Origin of the sequence: Sedimentitalea todarodis (assembly GCF_032595355.1) — a bacterium.
Lineage (GTDB): Bacteria > Pseudomonadota > Alphaproteobacteria > Rhodobacterales > Rhodobacteraceae > Sedimentitalea > Sedimentitalea todarodis.
The window spans coordinates 308,977-326,671 of the sequence record NZ_JASMWN010000001.1; the positions used below are offsets into that span (position 1 = coordinate 308,977).

The following is a 17,695-nucleotide window of genomic DNA, read 5'->3' on the forward strand; positions in this document are numbered from 1 at the left end:
ATACGTGAAGGCACGTATTGGCGGTCACTCGTCTAGAATTTGAGCAACAAGTACTAAGAGTCGACAATAGTATTTATTCCACTGGCCCTAGTGGTGGCAAGGAATTGATCCACGTGTTGTCATCAACAACTATGCCAGCGTCGAGTAGCTCTGCAAAATACTTTCGATTTTTTCTGATTTCCTTGTCCTTTTGGTATTCGCTCTCCCAACACGAACTATCTTCGAGGCAACTTGTGAGGCTCTCAAGATAGAGCGTAATGACTCTAGCGGTGTTGAAAACGGTAGCGAGATATCCGTTTGAAATCTTCACTGCCTCACGAGTCCAAGTCCTCTTCTTCTTTGTCACAAATCGCTCAAAGGTCCATGTAATGCGATCGGGAGTAGACTCAGTAAAAGATATCGACCCATGAGCAATGATGGTTCTTACTGCGTAGAGCTCATCTAGCTGATATTGTAGCCACAGGAGATTGAGTTCTCCGGTCTGAAGAATCGGAACTTTTAGTGGTTTTGGGGAGTTGGCCACGGCATTGATCAGGAAGGTAGAGGTGGTCCTGGATTTTCGACCAGTTTGCAGCCTTGTTAAGATGGATCAGGTTTTCAAATCAGGCTGCTAATCTCATTGGTTCTGTTTTGCTGGCATATGCCTCGTCAGGGGTCAAGATTCCGTGCGTCGAGTGCGGGCGTTCAGCATTGTAGTCGGCCAGCCACTTTCCGATGCCAGCCCTCGCCTCTGAGCCCCTTTCGAAGGCACGTATATAGACGCATTCGTACTTCAAGGATCGCCAGAGCCGTTCGATCATGCGGTTGTCACGCCACGCGCCTTTGCCATCCATGCTGATCTTTATCTTTGCCTCGGTGAGCACGTCGACCCAGTCGCCGCTGGTAAATTGGCTTCCCTGATCCGTGTTGAATACTTCCGGCGTGCCGTGTTTGGCCAAAGCCTCGTTCAGGGCCTCGATGCAGAATCCTGCATCCATGCTGTTCGATAAGCGCCAGCTCAGAACCTTGCGACTGTGCCAATCCATGATCGCCACCAGATACAGGAAACCACGCCGCATCGGGATGTATGTAATGTCAGCGCACCAAACCTGGTTCGGGCGGTCGATCACCAAATTGCGCAACAGATATGGCCAAATCTTATGCTGCGGATGCTTTCTACTGGTGTTGGGTTCCTGATAAATCGGAACCAAACGCATAAGGCGCATCAACCGCCGGACACGATGACGGCCACATTGGTGATTATTGCGCTTCATATATCGAGCCATTTGGCGTGACCCATACCATGGCGTTTCCAAAAACTGCTTATCAATGATCCCCATGAACCGCAGGTTCTCGGTACTTTCGCCCTTTGGCTCATAGTAAAGATTGGACCGCGTCAGTGTTAGCAGGGCACATTGTCGGCGAACGCTCAGCTTGTGGTCCTTGCTCACCATTTTTTGCCTCGCGTTCCGAGAAGTTGGTGCGAGGCATCGGCCAAAAAATCCCGTTCCACCACGAGCTGGCCAATCTTGGAATGCAGCTTGTCAACTTCGGTGGCGTTAATCTGTTCTGGTGCCGCGCCTCGGCGCGCGAATGCCGCCGCCATGTTCTCTATCGCAGCCCGCTTCCATGTGCCGATCTGAGTCGGATGCACACCATATTTTTTGGACAGTTCCGCCAGCGTCATCTCCTCCCGGATCGCTTCAAGCGCAACGCGGGCTTTGAATTCTGGCGAATGGTTCTTTCGTTTCTTCATTCTGGATCACTTCTTTCATCATGCGATCCACCTTAACAACTGGTCCGAAATCCCGCGACCACCTCTCTTTTGCATTGCCTGCATTTAGGCCAGGTGCGGATGTTTGGTGCACGGTGCTGGGCGGGTGGTTTCGGGTGGCTGGGTTCCGGTCAATTCCCTGCGCTTTCCATCTTGCGGTTCTCGATGACCTCTTCCAGCCACCCCAGCCTCATCTCGGGAACCGAAGACAGCAACAGGTCGGTATAGTCGTCAAACGGTGGGCTCAGAACCTCGGTCTTTGAGCCATAGCGCTGCACCTTGCCCTGATACATCACGGCAATGCTGTCGGCGATGGCGCGCACCGTGGCGAGATCGTGAGTGATGAAGAGATAGGCCACATCTTCGACCTTTTGCAGTTCGAGCAAAAGCTTCAGGATGCCGTCCGCAACTAACGGGTCGAGCGCCGATGTCACCTCGTCGCAGATGATCATCTTGGGCTTGGCCGCCAGGGCGCGGGCGATACAGACGCGCTGTTTCTGGCCACCGGACAGTTCCGCCGGATAGCGATCCTGAAAGCCGTCGCCCAGTTCGATTTCGTCCAGCAATTCCTGGATGCGCTGCTGTTTTTCACGTCCCTTGAGACCGAAATAGAATTCGAGCGGGCGGCCAATAAGGGTGCCGACCGTCTGGCGGGGGTTCATCGCGACGTCGGCCATCTGATAGATCATCTGCAATTCGCGGAGATCCTCAAGGGTGCGGCCTTCGAATGCCGGGCTGAGAGTGCGCCCTGCAAAGTCGATGACGCCGTCGCGCGGCGGCAGCAGCCCGGTGATGACACGGGCCAGCGTGGATTTGCCAGAGCCGCTCTCGCCAACGATAGCGAGGGTCTGGCCCGGATGCAGATCAACGCTGACATCATGCAGCACGTCAAACTGCGTACCGGGATAGCGCGCGGTGATGTTCCTTACCGACAGCACCGGTTCCGGGGTCGGCTCCTTTTCGATATGCTTGATCGAGCGGACGGACACCAGCGCCTGCGTATACTCTTCCTGGGGTGCGTTGATGATCTGATCGGTGGTGCCGTATTCGACCATGTCACCCATGCGCAGCACCATGATGTGATCGCTGACCTGCGCCACCACGGCCAGGTCATGGGTGATGTAGAGCGCAGCGACACCGGTGTCGCGGATCGCGTCCTTGATGGCGGCCAACACGTCAATCTGCGTGGTCACATCAAGCGCCGTGGTGGGTTCGTCAAACACCACCAAATCGGGTTCGGGGCAGAGTGCCAGCGCCGTCATGCAGCGTTGCAGCTGCCCGCCCGAGACCTGGTGCGGATAGCGGCTGCCGATGGTTTCCGGATCGGGTAGACCGAGTTTGGTGAACAGCTCGATCGCGCGCTCTTCGGCTTCCTTGCGGCCGAACTTGTTGTGGCGAATGGCGGCTTCGGTGACCTGCTCCATGATCTGCTTGGCCGGGTTGAAAGAGGCGGCAGCGGACTGGCTGACATAGGTGACTTCGCCACCGCGCAGACGGCGCACATCGCGCACCCCGGTCGTCAGGATATCGCGCCCGTTGACCCAGACTTCGCCGCCGGTGATTTCAACGCCACCCCGACCATAGGCCATGGTTGCCAGACCAATGGTGGATTTGCCGGCTCCGGATTCGCCGATCAGGCCCAGAACTTCGCCTTTCTGAAGGTCGAAATCCACACCATGCACGATTTCGATGTCATGGGGTTTTTCACCCGGTGGATAGACAGTTGCTCCGATCTTGAGACCACGGACTTTGACAAGTGGTTCTGACATTATCCACGCCCTCCTTTCAGGCTGGTGGTGCGGTTCAGCACCCAGTCGGCCACAAGGTTGACCGAGATCGCCAGTGTTGCGATGGCAAAGGCAGGGATCAGCGCCGCCGGGATGCCGTAGACGATGCCTTCCTTGTTTTCCTTGACGATCCCGCCCCAGTCCGCCTCGGGCGGTTGCACGCCCAGTCCAAGGAAGGACAGTGTCGAGACGAACAGCACGGCAAAGATGAACCGCAGGCCCATCTCCGCAACCAGCGGACTGAGGGCATTGGGCAGAATTTCACGGAAGATGATCCACGCAATTTTTTCGCCGCGCAGGCGGGCGGCCTCGACATAGTCCATCACGGTGATGTCAACCGCCACCGCGCGCGCAAGGCGAAAGACACGGGTCGAGTCAAGCAGCCCCATGACGAGGATCAGAACCGGGACAGTGACCGGCATGACCGACAGAACAACAAGCGCAAAGATCAGCGTCGGGATCGACATGATCAGGTCGACAAAGCGGGACAGGACCTGATCGACCCAGCCACCGGATACAGCGGCCAGAAATCCGAAAATCGAGCCGGTAACAAAGCTGATGATGGTGGCCATGGTGGCGATAAAGATCGTGGTGCGGCCGCCATAGATCATGCGCGACAGCAGATCACGTCCGATGCTGTCGGTGCCAAGCAGGAATTGATCCGAGGATGGCTCCCAGACACCGCCGACGATTTCGGCCATGCCATAGGGGGCAAGGAGCGGCGCAAAGACCGCCATGAGAAAGTAGAGTCCGGTGAAGAACAATCCGATGAGCGCCGAAATGGGAATATTCTTCATTTCGGATGCCTCAGACGTGGATTGGACAAGATAGAGACAATATCGGCGAACATATTGAGGCTGATGTAGACCGCTGCAAAGATCAGTCCGCAGGCCTGCACAACCGGTACGTCGCGTTTGCTCACGTGATCCACCAGATACTGACCCATGCCGGGATAAACGAACACCACTTCGATCACGACGACGCCCACCACGAGATAGGCGAGGTTCAGCATCACAACATTCACAATGGGCGCAATGGCGTTGGGAAACGCGTGTTTGCGGATGACGTCGAGACCTGACAGCCCCTTGAGTTCGGCGGTTTCGATATAGGCGGATTGCATGACGTTCAGGATCGCGGCGCGTGTCATGCGCATCATGTGCGCCAGAACCACAAGTGTCAGCACCATGACTGGCAGTGCGATGGCATTGAGCTTCTGGCCCAGGGACATGCCGTCATTGATCATTGCCACGGACGAAAACCATCCGAGTTTGACCGCGATCAGATACATGAGGACATAGCCGATCAGAAATTCGGGGATCGAAATCGAGGTCAGGGTTATCGCCGAAATCAGCTTGTCCGGCCAGCGGTCCTTGTAACGAACCGACAGCAGGCCGAGGAAGATGGCCAGCGGTACCGAGATCAATGCGGCCCAGAAGGCGAGGAACAAAGTGTTGCTGAGGCGGCTGCCGATGCTTGAGGCGATGTCTTGTCCGCTGGTCAGCGCGGTGCCCAGATTACCTTGAAAAATGCCGCCCAACCAACTGAAATAGCGGCTGATTGCAGGCTCGTTCAGGCCCAGTTCCGCGCGCAGGTTGGCCAGTGCTTCGGGGGTTGCCGATTGCCCCAGAATGGACTGTGCCACATCGCCCGGAAGAACGATTGTGCCGGCGAATATCAGCGCTGAAACCAGCAACAAAAGAAGCAGGCTCAGCGCAATGCGCTGAGCCACAAGTGTCAGAATGGGTCCCATTTCAGGCGTTTACCCACATCCGGTGCGGAGCATAGCCGTTCATCAGGATCTGGCCCGGAATGCCTTCGATAAAGCCTGACACCCGCGTGCTGGAGGCCTCGACAAAATCGTTGAACATCGGGCAGATCAGCCCGCCTTCCTCATGCACGAGCGTACCCATATCGGCATACATCTGCTTGCGCGTGGCCTGATCCAGTTCGGCGCGTGCGGCCAGCAGCAATTGGTCGAACTGCTCGTTCTTGAAGCGCGTGTCGTTCCAGTCGGCGGTGGACAGATAGGCGGTGGAATACATCTGATCCTGCGTCGGGCGCCCGCCCCAATAGCTGGTGCAGAACGGTTGGGCGTTCCAGACCTCGGACCAGTATCCGTCATTCGGTTCTCGCTTGATCTCGACATCGATGCCCGCCGCCTTGCAGCTTTGCTGAAACAGGGCTGCCGCATCCGGTGCGCCGGGAAACGAGTTGTCCGAGGTGCGCAGCAGGATCGAGCCATCATGACCGGATTTCTTGTAGTGAAACGCGGCCTTTTCCGGATCGTAGCTGCGCTGTTCCAGTTCGGAATAGAGCGGGTAGGACGCGTTGATCGGTGTGTCGTTGCCGATCGAGCCATAACCGAACAGGATCTTGTCGACGAGTTCCTGCCGGTTGATGCCGTATTTCAGTGCCAGCCGCAGATCCTTGTTGTCGAAGGGCGCGGTGTCACAATGCATGATGAACACATAATGTCCTGGTCCCGACGTCTTGTGGACGTTGATGTTGGGCGCGCGCGCCACCAGGCCGGCGGTGCGTGGCGGCACTCGGTCGATCAGGTCCACCTGACCCGATTGTAGCGCGGCAACCCGTGCCGTATCATCATTGATGACCAGTATTTCAATCGTTTCCGCATGGCCCAGATCGCCCCAGTAGTTGGGGTTTTTCTCGGCGACGAAACGCACGCCCATGTCCACATCCTTGAGGATGTAGGGGCCGGTGCCGATGGCCGCGTCCGGCGCGCCCTTGCCACCGCCGGGCTGGATCAGCAGATGGTAGTCCGACATCAGATAGGGCAGGTCGGCATTCGGCGATTGCAATTCGATCACAACATCCTGGCCATCGACGCGAATGTCCTTGATATCGCGCATCAACCCCAGGGCACCGGACTTGGATTCATCGTCGGAATGCCGTTCAAGTGTCGCCACCACATCTTCGGGTGTGACGGCCTGACCGTTGGAGAAGGTGATGCCGTTGCGCAGGCGGAACCGCCAGGTGCCGGCGTCATCAGAACCTTCGAAACTCTCGGCCACTTTGCCTTGTAGCCCCCCATTGTCGTCCTGTTCGACCAATGGCTCGCCCCAGAGGCGGAGCAGCATCAGACCGGCGGCGTTTGTGGTCAGTGCCGGATCCAGGCTGTCAGTGGTCGAACCGCCCTGCATACCCAATTTGAGGCTGCCACCCTTCACCGGGTCTGCGGCGCGGGCTGCCCGCGCGTACATGGTGCTCGCCATCGCCGCCCCGATACCCAGTGCTGCGGATCGGCCGATAAAGTCGCGGCGGGTCATTTTTCCGGCCGTCACGCGGCGCGCCATGTAGTCGAGTTGGTTGTTCATCAGAATCTCCCGGTTATGCGCCGTGCTTTGCGCGCGGCTGTTATTGATTGATGAGTCAAGGTTTGCGCATTTCGGCCTTCCTCGCAAGAGCGGATGTCACCCGCAGGACAGTCAGTGTCACAGCAGATCGCGCTGAATGCTGTCGCTGACGTCGCGATCCAGTATCAGGATGTCATTTTCATAGGCTTCCAGCCGGGCCGTCAGGTGAAATTGGGTCTTGTCCGACCACATTTCACAGCTCGTTTCGGTCCGCAGGCGGATGTCGTCGCGTTCCAGTTCCGTGGTCCAGTGGCAAACACCCCGCGCCGACAACGGATCGTCAGGGTGAATGGTCCAGCGTTCGCGCGCAATCGACCCGGCGATCAAGCCGTGATCGGCATCGCGGACCTTGCCGAAATCATCCTCGATCACCAAATGCACGTCTCCCGTTGTCAGATCGGTCTCCTGCCGGCGCACATGCGACACGGGGCGCAGGGTCTCGGTCTGCCAGGGAGGATCGGCGTCCGGAGGCGGAAACCGCCATTCATCGCCGGCTGCCGTCTTGCGCAGGGGCAGGTCCAGCGCACCTCGGGTCAGTGTCAGGGCTGTCGTTTCCGGGCTGGGCCAGATCAGCGGCCAGTATGCGGTTGAAATCGCGAGTCGCAACCGGTGGCCCCTGGGCACCCGATAGGCGATGTGATCCAGTGCCAGTTCGATATCGACAGGGGCGCCGGGTGTCAGCGGGGCAGGGTTGTCGGACCCGTCGCGATGACAGAGGTTGAGTAAACCATAGGTGATGCGCGTGCTGGCCCCGTCCGGGTGGACATGGTTCAGCCGGACGGCGATCTGGGCCCGCAGCTTGTCGGCAGTCAACGTCAGGCGCAAGGACGGCGCGCCCACGATATCCATATCGTCTGCCAGCGGGCTGGTGTCAAAACAAGCCGACAGCGCGTCATCTGCACGCTGATCACCGGGCAGTTCGGGGCCCAGCCAGATGGCGCAATATTCGCCCGCCGCCATGCCGCAATGATGGGGCGACCGGATGTTGGCCCCAAGACCGCCCCCGTGGTCGGTGAGCCCCGAATCGGTCAGATGCAGAGTGCGTCGGGGCAGGTGCGATGTTGCGCTGCCGCTCTCGGCGATCCAGCGACCGGGGCGCTCGGTGTACCATGTTGCAGGACGCAGGCCATCCATCAGAAACGCGCGGTAGTCCGGATCGGAGTCGACACCCGTTTCCTCATTCTTGAGCCAGCGATCCCACCAGCGCAGCGCCTCTTGCAGAAATCCGATACGCGGCTCCGGAACTGCGAAATGCGGGTACTTGTGGACCCACGGGCCGACAATGCCCTTGGTGCCGGGGACGTTTTCGACCAACTGTGGAACGGCGTTCTTATAGGCATCCCCCCAGCCGCCCACGGCCAGCACGCGGGCCTTGAACGCGCCGAATGCCTGGCAGACAGAGCCATGTTTCCAATAGTCATTGCGGCGCTGATGCCGCAGCCAGAGCGCGGGCAGAAACGGTTCGTTCTCAAGCCGGTCAAGCCACATCTCGCGCCAGTTTTCGCGCAGCGCCGGATCGGGCGCGCGGCTGGAATAGGACCACATCGTCGCGCCCCAGCCGAGGTTTTCGTTCAGCAGGCAACCGCCCTTGTAGTGGATATCATCGGCAAACCGGTCAACGGTCGAACACAGGGTGATGATCGCCTTGAGCGGCTCCGGCTGAAGCGCCGCGACCTGCAGGGCGTTGAAACCTCCCCAACTGATGCCCATCATCCCGACGCTGCCAGAACACCAATCCTGCGCGGCGAGCCAGTCGATCACTTCGACCGCATCGGCGAGTTCCTGCGGCGTGTATTCATCCGACATCAGGCCATCGCTGTCGCCGTTGCCGCGCATGTCGACACGCATGCAGGCATAGCCGCGCCGGGCGAAATAGGGGTGGGTCAGCGCATCCCGCGCGCAGGTGCCGTCGCGTTTGCGATAGGGCAGGTATTCGAGGATCGCAGGCACCGGATCGGTTGCCGCATCGACAGGCCGCCAGACGCGGGCGGACAGGCGGCAGCCATCGGACAGGATAATGCCCATATCGGACAGTTCTTCGATCTCGCACGGAACGTTTGCGGCGTGGGTCATTGCACGACGGTCTTGTGATGCGGCGCGTGTGTCAATCCCGCACCGCGATCAACAGGTCCATCACGTTGGTGCCCGTCGGGCCGGTTGTAAAAAGCGCACCTTGCTCTTCCAGAAAACGGCCGCTGTCAGCGGCCTTCAGCGCCTCGGCGGCGCCCGCACCCCAGGTGGTGCCATCAACGACGCCTCCGGCTGCATCGGTTGGCCCATCGCTGCCATCGGTGCCACCGACGATAACGGTGATCCCCTCGGTCCCTTCGATTGTCCGGGCCAACTCCAGCGCCAGCGCCTGATTTCGCCCGCCGCGACCGGGGTTGGGCGGCAGCACCACGGTCGGCTCGCCGCCCAGAACAATGACGCCTTGCGGCATGTCCCGCAATCGCGGGCCGATCTGTTTTGCAAGTGTCGGAAGGTCGTCATGCAGTGATTCGGCATTGTCCAGGACTTGCAGTCCAAGCGCCTTGGCCGCGTTGACCGCTGCGAGGCGGGCGATCGTGTTGCTGGCGATGATCCGGGTTTCACAGTCAAAGGGACATGGGTCCGGTGGCGCGCCGATGCCGGACCCGATGACCGACAAGTCGTCGCCCGGCACATCGGAGATCGCCAGCACCTGCGCTGATTGGCCGGGGAATGCGCCGAGCAGGCCACCGCCCTTGATGCGCGAGATTTTCCGCCTCTCGATGTTCATGGCCGTAATGTCCAGCCCGTCTGCCAGAAGCCCGGAGTTGAGGGTCTGAAGGTCCGTCAGGGTCTTGCCCTCTACCGGATCCTCGGCCAGCGACGAAGCCCCGCCGGAGACAAGCAACAACAGATGCGTTCCCGACCCCATACCCTGCACAGAAGTGCGCAGGGCCCGGCCCGCTGTCAGGCTGCGTGCGTCCGGAACCGGGTGCGAGGATTCGATGACATGGACCTCGTCGGGCAGGCCCTTTGCATGGCCATCCTTGGTCACGACCAACGCCGGCAGCGACCCAAAGTGGTCCAGAGCGGCCCGTGCCATGTCTCCCGCCGCCTTGCCAACGGCGATGATCCGGTCGGGCGTCGGGCCGTCAGTGGCCGCAAGTGCTGTGCGCGTGGCGGCATACCCCCCGACCGCATCCACGCCGGCGCGCCAGATCTTGATCGCTCGGGTGTCCATTCAACTCTCCATCCAGATGGTAACGGGGCCGTCATTGACCAGTGCGACTGCCATATCGGCTCCGAATTCGCCAGTTCTGACCGGTATCCCCTGCGCGGCCAGTTCGGCTGCAAAAAGCTCGTAGCTCCGCTTGCCCTCCTCCGGTGGCGCGGCGGCAGAAAAACCGGGACGGTTGCCGCGTGAGGTGTCGGCGGCCAGCGTGAACTGGCTGACGACAAGTGCCGCGCCGCCGGTGTCGAGCAGGGACTGGTTCATCTTGTCGGCCGCATCGCGAAAAATGCGCAGCTTGGGAATCTTGGTCGCGAGTTTGCGTGCGGCATCGTCGCTGTCGCCATGCATGGCGCACACAAGGATCAGCAGGCCGGACCCGATCTCGCCGATTACCTCGTCGTCTACGGTCACACTGGCCGAACTGACCCGCTGAACAAGGGCGCGCATCAGGCTGTTCCCCGCCAGTCAATGATGTCCGAAACCGCGGCGCGTTCCGTGCGAAAGCTATTGGCCGGATGATCGGTGTCCGCGTGCCCAAACGAGATGCCGCAGAGGATCAGGCGATCCTTCGGAATATCAAGATGATCGTGCAGGAAGGGTCCATAAGAAGCCACGGCCGCCTGCGCGATGCTTGCGATCCCCTGCGCCTCAGCGGCAATGGTGAAAGCGGTGACAAAACCACCGCAATCCATCGCGCCATAGGGTCCGAGATCGGCGGGACTGGAGACGATGGCGCAATGTGGCGCGCCAAACAGTGCAAAATTCTCCATCATCTGCCGTGCGGAACCGGCGCGATCCCCTTTTTCAACGCCCACGGCCTCGTAAAGCTGCCAACCGCAGGTGCGGCGGCGCTCCTGATAGACACCCGCATAGCGCGTGGGCCATTCCAGGTCGGGTTGTGGTGTGCCGCTGCTGGCCTCTTGCTGCAAGGCGGTGCGGAACCGGTCAGTGTCTGCACCGCTCGTAACGGTCACTTGCCAGGGTTGCGCATTGCACCAGGATGGCGCGCGACGCGCGGTGGCAATGATCTCCTGGATAACCGCGCGCGGCACCGGATCGGGGCGGAACGCCCGGCAGGAATGCCGCCGCGAAAAAAGCGCATCCAGATCGGAAGGGGTCATTGCGCGTCCTTTGTTGGTTCTGGGGCGCAGGATGACCGCACGGCAACCAATCTGCAAGGGGGCGGAAACACTCAGAGAAACGGTTTGGGTTGATCGAACCGAACGCTACTGGTTGGTCGCTACCACATAGCCTACAGCGGCAGCGACGAGCAGTCCTGCAACAACCGCAATCGCGATCTTGATCGCGGACCACGGCCTCTCGCCCTGCACACGGCCAGTCTGGCCATTGACCACAAAACGATAGGTCTGTCCCCGGTATTTGTAGGCGGCCAGCCAGACCGGCAGCAGGACATGTTTGAAAGTCACGTCGCTGACATCCGTGGCAATGTCGTGGACCCGTTGCTGATCACCGCCAATGTCAAACCGAACGTCACGCTCGATCACCCGCGCCATGTGATGGCGGGCCTCCTCGTAGCCATCCTGAAGCGTGACAGAATAGGCCTCTGCGCGGAAACCAGCGAGAAATTGCGGCTGGTAGGGTGCAAGTGCGGCGAGATCCCATGGCTGCAGGGCGTCCGTAAAGCGTTTGGGCAGGCTGGTCGACGCAAGGATCAGAACATCATCAAAGAATCGCGCCACCCGCCCTGATGCGCGGGTCCAACGGACCTTGGCCACGCGTTGCTGAACGCGTTTTCCATCCCGAACGACGGTTCGGGTGGTGTAATAGACGGTCCCGCGCTCGCCTTTGTATTGTGACCGGGTATTTGCGTCAAAGGTCCAGTAGGGCACATAAATGCCCTGCATCTTGCGCCCCTTGCGCGCATAGTCCTTGAGCCCGCCCGGCGCGAACCAAAGGCGCCCGAGCCAGTTGCTCATCGCGTCATGCGCGCGTCGTTCGTCGAGCATGAACGGCAGCACACCGCGTGGCTTGATGTGCCGGTTGGTGCCGGTATCCGTGACCACGGGCGTGGCGCAAAACGGGCATTCCGCCGCGTGGGTATTGGGGTCGAATTCCACCTGGGCTGCGCAGTTGGGGCATTTCAGAACCCGGGTTTCCTCGATTTCGGTCAATGGCAGGTTCTGGGCCATCGCCGCGTCGAAATCCAGTTCGTTCAGGTTTGCGCTTGCCCACGGACCACCGCTGATCTGCCGTGTGTCGCCGCAGTGATCGCAGACAAGCATGTTCTTGACGGGATCAAACCGGTAGTCCGCGCCGCATTGGTCGCAGGGGAAGCGATGGTCCTGTGGCGGTTCGTGTCCTGCGTCATCCGTCATGTGTGTGTCGGCTCCTGTCGCGCGTCGTCAGGTGGCGGGTGGAGGAGGCGGCAGGATCGTGAAGAGCTGCGCCAGTTCCTGAACATCTTCGGCACGCTTCCAGCCATCCTGTCCGGCGGTCCAGACGAAGGTGTCGCGCCCGAGTGCCCCCTCGGTCGCCATGCGGCCCATCGCGGCCTTGGAAAACGGTCCTTTGGTTTGCCCGGATTCGGCGATGTGCCAGACATGCTCGGCGGGAGGTGGCGGCGGTGCAGGGGCCGCCGCCTGTTGCGCGCGCGGGGCAGCGCCCCAGGGGCCCTGGTTTGCCATTTGACCCGCCATCGCCATGCCCATACCGGCACCAAGCCCTGCCGCCATACCGCCGCCTGCCTGATTGTTGGCGGCGGCGGTCATGGCCTCGGCGGCGGAGTATTGCGTGAACTTGCCAAGATCGCCCGCGAGCCCCATTGACGTGCGCTTGTCGAGCGCGGCCTCGACCGCAGGCGGCAACGAGATGTTTTCGATGTAGAGTTCGGGGATCGACATGCCGTATTCTTCGAGCGTCGGTGAAATCGCCGCCGCGATCAGCTTGCCGAGATCGGCAGTATTGGCGGCCATATCAAGCACCGGAATGCCCGAGCTCGCGATCACCCGCGAGAATTCCTGCACAATAATATTGCGGACCTGAAAGCTGATCTCGTCCATGGTGAATTCGCCATCGGTGCCAACGATTTCGATCATGAATCGCGCAGGATCGGTGACGCGGACGGAAAAGGTACCAAAGGCGCGGATGCGCACCGGGCCAAACTCGGGATCCCGACAGATGATCGGGTTCTTGGTGCCCCATTTCAAATCGGTGAACCGCGTGGTGTTGACGAAGTAGATCTCCGACACGAAGGGGCTTTTGAAACCATGATCCCAATGGCTCAGCGTGGTCAGGATCGGCATGTTGTTGGTTTCGAGCATGTAGAGACCCGGCGTGAACACGTCGGCAAGCTGGCCTTCATGCACGAAAACCGCCGCCTGACCTTCGCGCACCGTCAGCTTGGCGCCGTATTTGATGGCGTGGCCTTCGCGCTCAAAGCGCCAGACCATCGTGTCGCGCGTGTCATCGACCCAATGGATCACGTCGATGAATTCGCCGCTCAGGAAATCGAAGATGCCCATGATGAGGTTCCTTTCAGATCGGGTTCTATAGCTGCTGGCCCATCAGATCGCGGGCGATCTTGCCCGTGACAGGACGCGCCTCGTCAGCGGTCATGCCCTGTTTCAGGCGCGGGTCATACAGCATTTTCAGCAGCAGTTCGTCGTGGCTCGTCAACAGCGCAAACTCGTCGTCATCGTTGAAGATCGACGGGCGGGCGGACGGGCTGTCGTTTGATAGTCCGAGGCCTTGTGCAAGTTCTTCGTGAACACAGGACAGCCGAACGAGATCAGGGTGTTCCGCCCGGATCAGGGCGACGGCGCGGACATAGTCATTGGGATTGTTCGTGTCGGAAACGGCCGCCACGAGGCAATAGTAGGAGCGGGGCAGATTGGTGAACAGATCCAGCTCTGCCTTGCCAATCCCCGGCACGATCTGTTGCAAGCGCCCCCGCAGGAAATCGCTGTCATCCTCGCCCACCACAAAGACATGGAAGTTCGTACCTGTTCTGACCGATGTGATCGCGTGCCCGGTGATCCGAGCCAGGCGGCTGGCATAGCGGTCGATCTGGGCCTTGTCGCGGGTGCGCTGGTCTTGCGGAACTGTGGCTCCAAATTCAGTCCCGATGCGCACCGGGCCGCTCCAACGGCTGAGGCGACCACTTTGGTCCGTGCGGGTGCGGCTCAACCCGGCCCCGCGCGAGTACTCGTCAAAAAAGACGATGTTCTCGAAATTGCGCACCAGATCATCGGAGGAATAGGGCGTGTCGGGGCCACCGCCTTCGGTGCGCAGCAAGCCGCGCGTCAAAAGATCGTTCTGGACCTTGGCATAATAGCGCGCGAGATCGGCGCTCTGGGCCGACGGCGCCACAGGGGCGGGCGGCGTAACGCGCAGGCTGGCGGGGCGTACCTGGGGCGTGGGCGAAGATTTGAGACCGATCTCGTCACACCCTGCAACGAGCAGAGTGGCGCAAATGACCAATGCCGGCCACCGCCTATGCCACCCCGAGCGCATATTGCCGCCTTAGCCCGGAACCGCCGTGCCGGAGTTGTCACCAACCCCGTCGCGGCGGGCTTTGGCCGATGCCAGTGTATCGCGCAGTTCGGCCTCCATCTTCTTCAATTCGTCTTCGGCAGCCGCCCGGCGCGCCTTGCCTTCATCTGCAATCGCGAGGCTTTCGTTGATGGTGCCGATCAGGTCGGCATTGGCCTGCTTGACGGCCTCGATATCAAAAACGCCGCGTTCCATCTCCTGGCGGATCATCTTGTTGCTGTCGCGCAGATTGGCGGCGTTGGCGGTCAACAGTTCGTTGGTCAGATCGTTGGCGTCGCGCACCGCATGGGCGGCCTCCGCGCTGCGCTGGATGGTGACGGCCTGCGCCAGTTGGGTTTCCCAGAGCGGCACGGTGTTGACCAGTGTCGAGTTGATCTTGGTCACAAGGCTCTTGTCGTTTTCCTGAACCAAACGGATCGAGGGCAGCGACTGCATGGTGACCTGTCGCGTCAGCTTCAGATCATGCACCCGGCGTTCCAGATCATCGCGCGCGGCGCGCAGATCGCGCAGTTCCTGCGCGGCCATGACCTGTTTGGCCTCTGGTGCGGCGGCGACGGCAGCTTCCTTTTCCGGGATGTCCGTGGCGTCGATCCGTGCCAGCTTTTCTTCACCAGCGGCAATGTAGAGCGCCAGTTCGTCGTAGAAGTTCAGCGTCTTTTCATACAACAGATCCAGCGACTTGATGTCCTTGAGCAGCGTGTGCTCGTGTCCAAGCAACTCGTCAGTGACGCGGTCGATCTGTCCCTGCACCTCTTCGAACTTGGCGGTGAACTTGGCAAAGGGCGCTGCGCGGCCCAACAGTTTTTCCCACCAACTGCGTTCGCGGCGCACATCCAGCTCGCTGACCGAGAATCCGCGGATCGTCGTAACGATGTTGCGCAGGCTGTCGCCAGCAGGGCCGACATCCTTGTTGCGGACATCTGCGAGCATCGCCTGGCTGATTTCCTGCAACTCCGCCTGCGCGCCAGAGCCGAAGGCGACGATGGAATTGGTGTCTTCCATGTCGATCTCGTCCATCCGCCTGATGATCTCCGCGCTGGCCGGCTCGTCGGCCTTTTCAAGTGGCACGATTTCGGAGGCCGGATCGGCGAGAACCACGGCGGTGATCTCTTCGACTTCGGTCAGGGTTTCCTGCGCCTTTTGGCGGACAGTGTCGGACATGGGTGGGCTCCTTGTTATGTCACGGGGCGTCTGTGCGGACGCCTTCGCGCTGCAACCGTTCGCGCAGCACTTCGATTTCAACGGTTAGGTCGCTGCGATCATCTAGCAGCATCTTGCGCGTCCGGGCAGCGAAATTTTGCTCCAGATCATCCAGCAGGGCGAGATAGTCTTCGCGCGCCTGCACATCCCGGCTGCGCGCATGGATATCTGCATACTTGATGGTCGCGTCGCGCGCGCCCTGCAGGTAAACCGTCAGGTATTTGCGGGCGGATGTCAGATCGCGGGGGTCTTCCTCGACCGTGCGAAACAAGTCGCGCGCCGTTGCCTGAAACTGATCTACACGGGTTTCGATCTTGCGATCGCCGGCGCGTTTGACCGCATCGCTCATTTCGGACAACCGGCTTTCGGCTTCGTCGATCACGCGGGCGACCCGGTCCTGCTGAAAGGTGTCAACGCCTTCCATGCCCTTGTCGCGCAGCGGATCCAGACCAAAGGCGAAGCCGTGCAGCACCGTGGCGACGCCACCATAGAGAATCGGTGCAACCAATCCCGGTTCGCTCTTGAAGGCCGCGAGCGCTATCCCCACTCCGGTCAGAAGGCTGGCGGCCATCTTGCGGGGAAAGGCCGGCCGCCGCGCCACCTTGCGCGCGTTATAGGCTGCCTCCGCCCGCAATCCTTCGCGCACGAGCCAGGCCGCCAGCGTCAGCACCGCCGCCGCCACCAGTGCGAGCGTCAACCCGATCGCGCCGTCGCCCAAGGACATGAAGACCAGTGGAATCGCAGGGATGAAGAGTATGTTCGTGCGCGCACCCGCAGGATCCACGCGCGCACCATCAAAGGTTCCCCGTGCCTCGATCTTGTCGTTTTCCGATTGACCGTCGGGGCTGAATTTTCCGCCATAGCGTTTTGCCATGGTCTACAGCCCTCCCAGCCATCCGGTGCACACACCGAACATCAGAATGATCAAGACCACATAGGCCGTCTTTCGTATTCCTGCATGTGACATGTCAAATCCCAGACCGTTCCATGCCTTGGAAGGTAGGTCATGCTCCCCCGGCTTGCTAGGGGGAACTATGCACCGATTGGATCAGCTCTTGCGGAATTGCGGTTTTTTCGCGCGCTTGCGGGTTGGACGCGCGGTACCGACCGGCTCTTGGGCTTCCAAACCCAGTTGTTCGCGCAGGATACGCCGTTTCAATTCCTCAACCTCGCCGGGTTTCAGCGTGCCGAGTTGAAACGGGCCGTAGGACACGCGGATCAAGCGGTTTACCGTCAGGCCGATATCTTCGATCGCGCGTCGAATTTCCCGGTTCCGGCCTTCGCGCAGGGCGATGGTCAGCCAGGCATTCGCGCCCTGCTGGCGGTCCAGCGACACCTGCATCGGCTGAAAGCGTTCCCCTTCGATGACGAGGCCCGCACGCAGCGGAGCGAAATCTTCGTCTTTCGGGCGGCCGTTTATCCGCACCCGGTATTTTCGCAGCCAGCCTGTGCTGGGCAATTCCAGCTTCCGCTTGATCGCGCCGTCATTGGTCAGCAGCAGCAGCCCTTCGGAATTCAGATCGAGCCGTCCGATGCTCATCACGCGGGGCATGTCATCGGGCAGGTCGTCAAAAATAGTCTTGCGCCCTTTTTCATCACTGGTGGTGGTCACCAGCCCCGGCGGCTTGTGGTATAGCCACATCCGGCTTGGTTCCGGTTCGGCCAGGGGTTTGCCGTCGACCGTGATCCGGTCCTTGTCCGTCACGTTCAGCGCCGGGCTGTCGATCTTGCGCCCGTTCACGGTGACGCGCCCGGCCTCGATCATCCGTTCGGATTCACGCCGGCTGGCAACACCTGCGCGGGCAAGAACCTTGGCGATGCGGTCGCCGGGAGGGGTGGGTTTTTCGCTCATGTGCGGGGCTTAACCCAT

At 60.5% G+C, this 17,695-nt stretch carries 15 protein-coding genes; all 15 read right to left on the reverse strand.

What is annotated here, in order from left to right:
- Positions 1–602 precede the first annotated feature (602 nt).
- Positions 603–1,735 (reverse strand): IS3 family transposase gene (locus QO231_RS01510; protein WP_316772470.1). Its coding sequence is split into 2 segments (ribosomal slippage): positions 603–1,456 and positions 1,456–1,735, totalling 1,134 coding nucleotides; the frame shifts between segments, so codons are not numbered across the junction.
- A 149-nt stretch (positions 1,736–1,884) separates the two neighbouring features.
- Positions 1,885–3,522 carry an ABC transporter ATP-binding protein gene (locus tag QO231_RS01515; RefSeq protein ID WP_316772473.1) on the reverse strand — a complete coding sequence of 546 codons (1,638 nt, stop codon included), beginning with the start codon at positions 3,520–3,522 and terminating at the stop codon, positions 1,885–1,887.
- Positions 3,522–4,337, reverse strand: coding sequence for an ABC transporter permease (locus tag QO231_RS01520; protein WP_316772477.1), 816 nt, complete (start codon positions 4,335–4,337; stop codon positions 3,522–3,524). The genes QO231_RS01515 and QO231_RS01520 overlap by 1 nt, the downstream gene beginning before the upstream one ends.
- Complete coding sequence (locus QO231_RS01525) at positions 4,334–5,290, reverse strand: ABC transporter permease (protein ID WP_316772480.1); 957 nt, start codon at positions 5,288–5,290, stop codon at positions 4,334–4,336. The genes QO231_RS01520 and QO231_RS01525 overlap by 4 nt, the downstream gene beginning before the upstream one ends.
- Position 5,291: 1 nt before the next feature.
- Complete coding sequence (locus QO231_RS01530) at positions 5,292–6,875, reverse strand: ABC transporter substrate-binding protein (protein WP_316772483.1); 1,584 nt, start codon at positions 6,873–6,875, stop codon at positions 5,292–5,294.
- Positions 6,876–6,992: 117 nt separating this feature from the next.
- Positions 6,993–8,987, reverse strand: a complete 1,995-nt coding sequence (locus QO231_RS01535) for a CocE/NonD family hydrolase (protein WP_316772486.1) — start codon at positions 8,985–8,987, stop codon at positions 6,993–6,995.
- A gap of 31 nt (positions 8,988–9,018) precedes the next feature.
- Positions 9,019–10,122, reverse strand: coding sequence for a glycerate kinase type-2 family protein (locus tag QO231_RS01540; protein WP_316772489.1), 1,104 nt, complete (start codon positions 10,120–10,122; stop codon positions 9,019–9,021).
- Entirely contained in the window at positions 10,123–10,560 is a 438-nt protein-coding gene (dtd, locus tag QO231_RS01545; RefSeq protein ID WP_316772492.1) for a D-aminoacyl-tRNA deacylase, read from the reverse strand.
- Positions 10,560–11,234, reverse strand: coding sequence for a nitroreductase (locus tag QO231_RS01550; protein ID WP_316772495.1), 675 nt, complete (start codon positions 11,232–11,234; stop codon positions 10,560–10,562). The genes dtd and QO231_RS01550 overlap by 1 nt, the downstream gene beginning before the upstream one ends.
- Positions 11,235–11,339: 105 nt before the next feature.
- Positions 11,340–12,449, reverse strand: a complete 1,110-nt coding sequence (locus tag QO231_RS01555) for a primosomal protein N' (replication factor Y) - superfamily II helicase (protein ID WP_316772498.1) — start codon at positions 12,447–12,449, stop codon at positions 11,340–11,342.
- A gap of 27 nt (positions 12,450–12,476) precedes the next feature.
- A complete protein-coding gene (locus QO231_RS01560; protein WP_316772500.1) occupies positions 12,477–13,595 on the reverse strand; it encodes an SPFH domain-containing protein in 1,119 nt (372 codons plus the stop codon).
- 25 nt (positions 13,596–13,620) lie between these two features.
- A complete protein-coding gene (locus QO231_RS01565; protein WP_394356554.1) occupies positions 13,621–14,586 on the reverse strand; it encodes a DUF2927 domain-containing protein in 966 nt (321 codons plus the stop codon).
- A 9-nt stretch (positions 14,587–14,595) separates the two neighbouring features.
- On the reverse strand, positions 14,596–15,786 hold the full coding sequence (locus QO231_RS01570) for a toxic anion resistance protein (protein ID WP_316772505.1): 1,191 nt from the start codon (positions 15,784–15,786) through the stop codon (positions 14,596–14,598).
- Between the two features lie 19 nt (positions 15,787–15,805).
- Positions 15,806–16,699 (reverse strand): 5-bromo-4-chloroindolyl phosphate hydrolysis family protein, encoded by an 894-nt coding sequence (locus QO231_RS01575; RefSeq protein WP_316772508.1) that lies wholly within the window; start codon positions 16,697–16,699, stop codon positions 15,806–15,808.
- Positions 16,700–16,873: 174 nt separating this feature from the next.
- Positions 16,874–17,677, reverse strand: a complete 804-nt coding sequence (locus QO231_RS01580) for a pseudouridine synthase (protein WP_316772511.1) — start codon at positions 17,675–17,677, stop codon at positions 16,874–16,876.
- Positions 17,678–17,695: the final 18 nt, after the last annotated feature.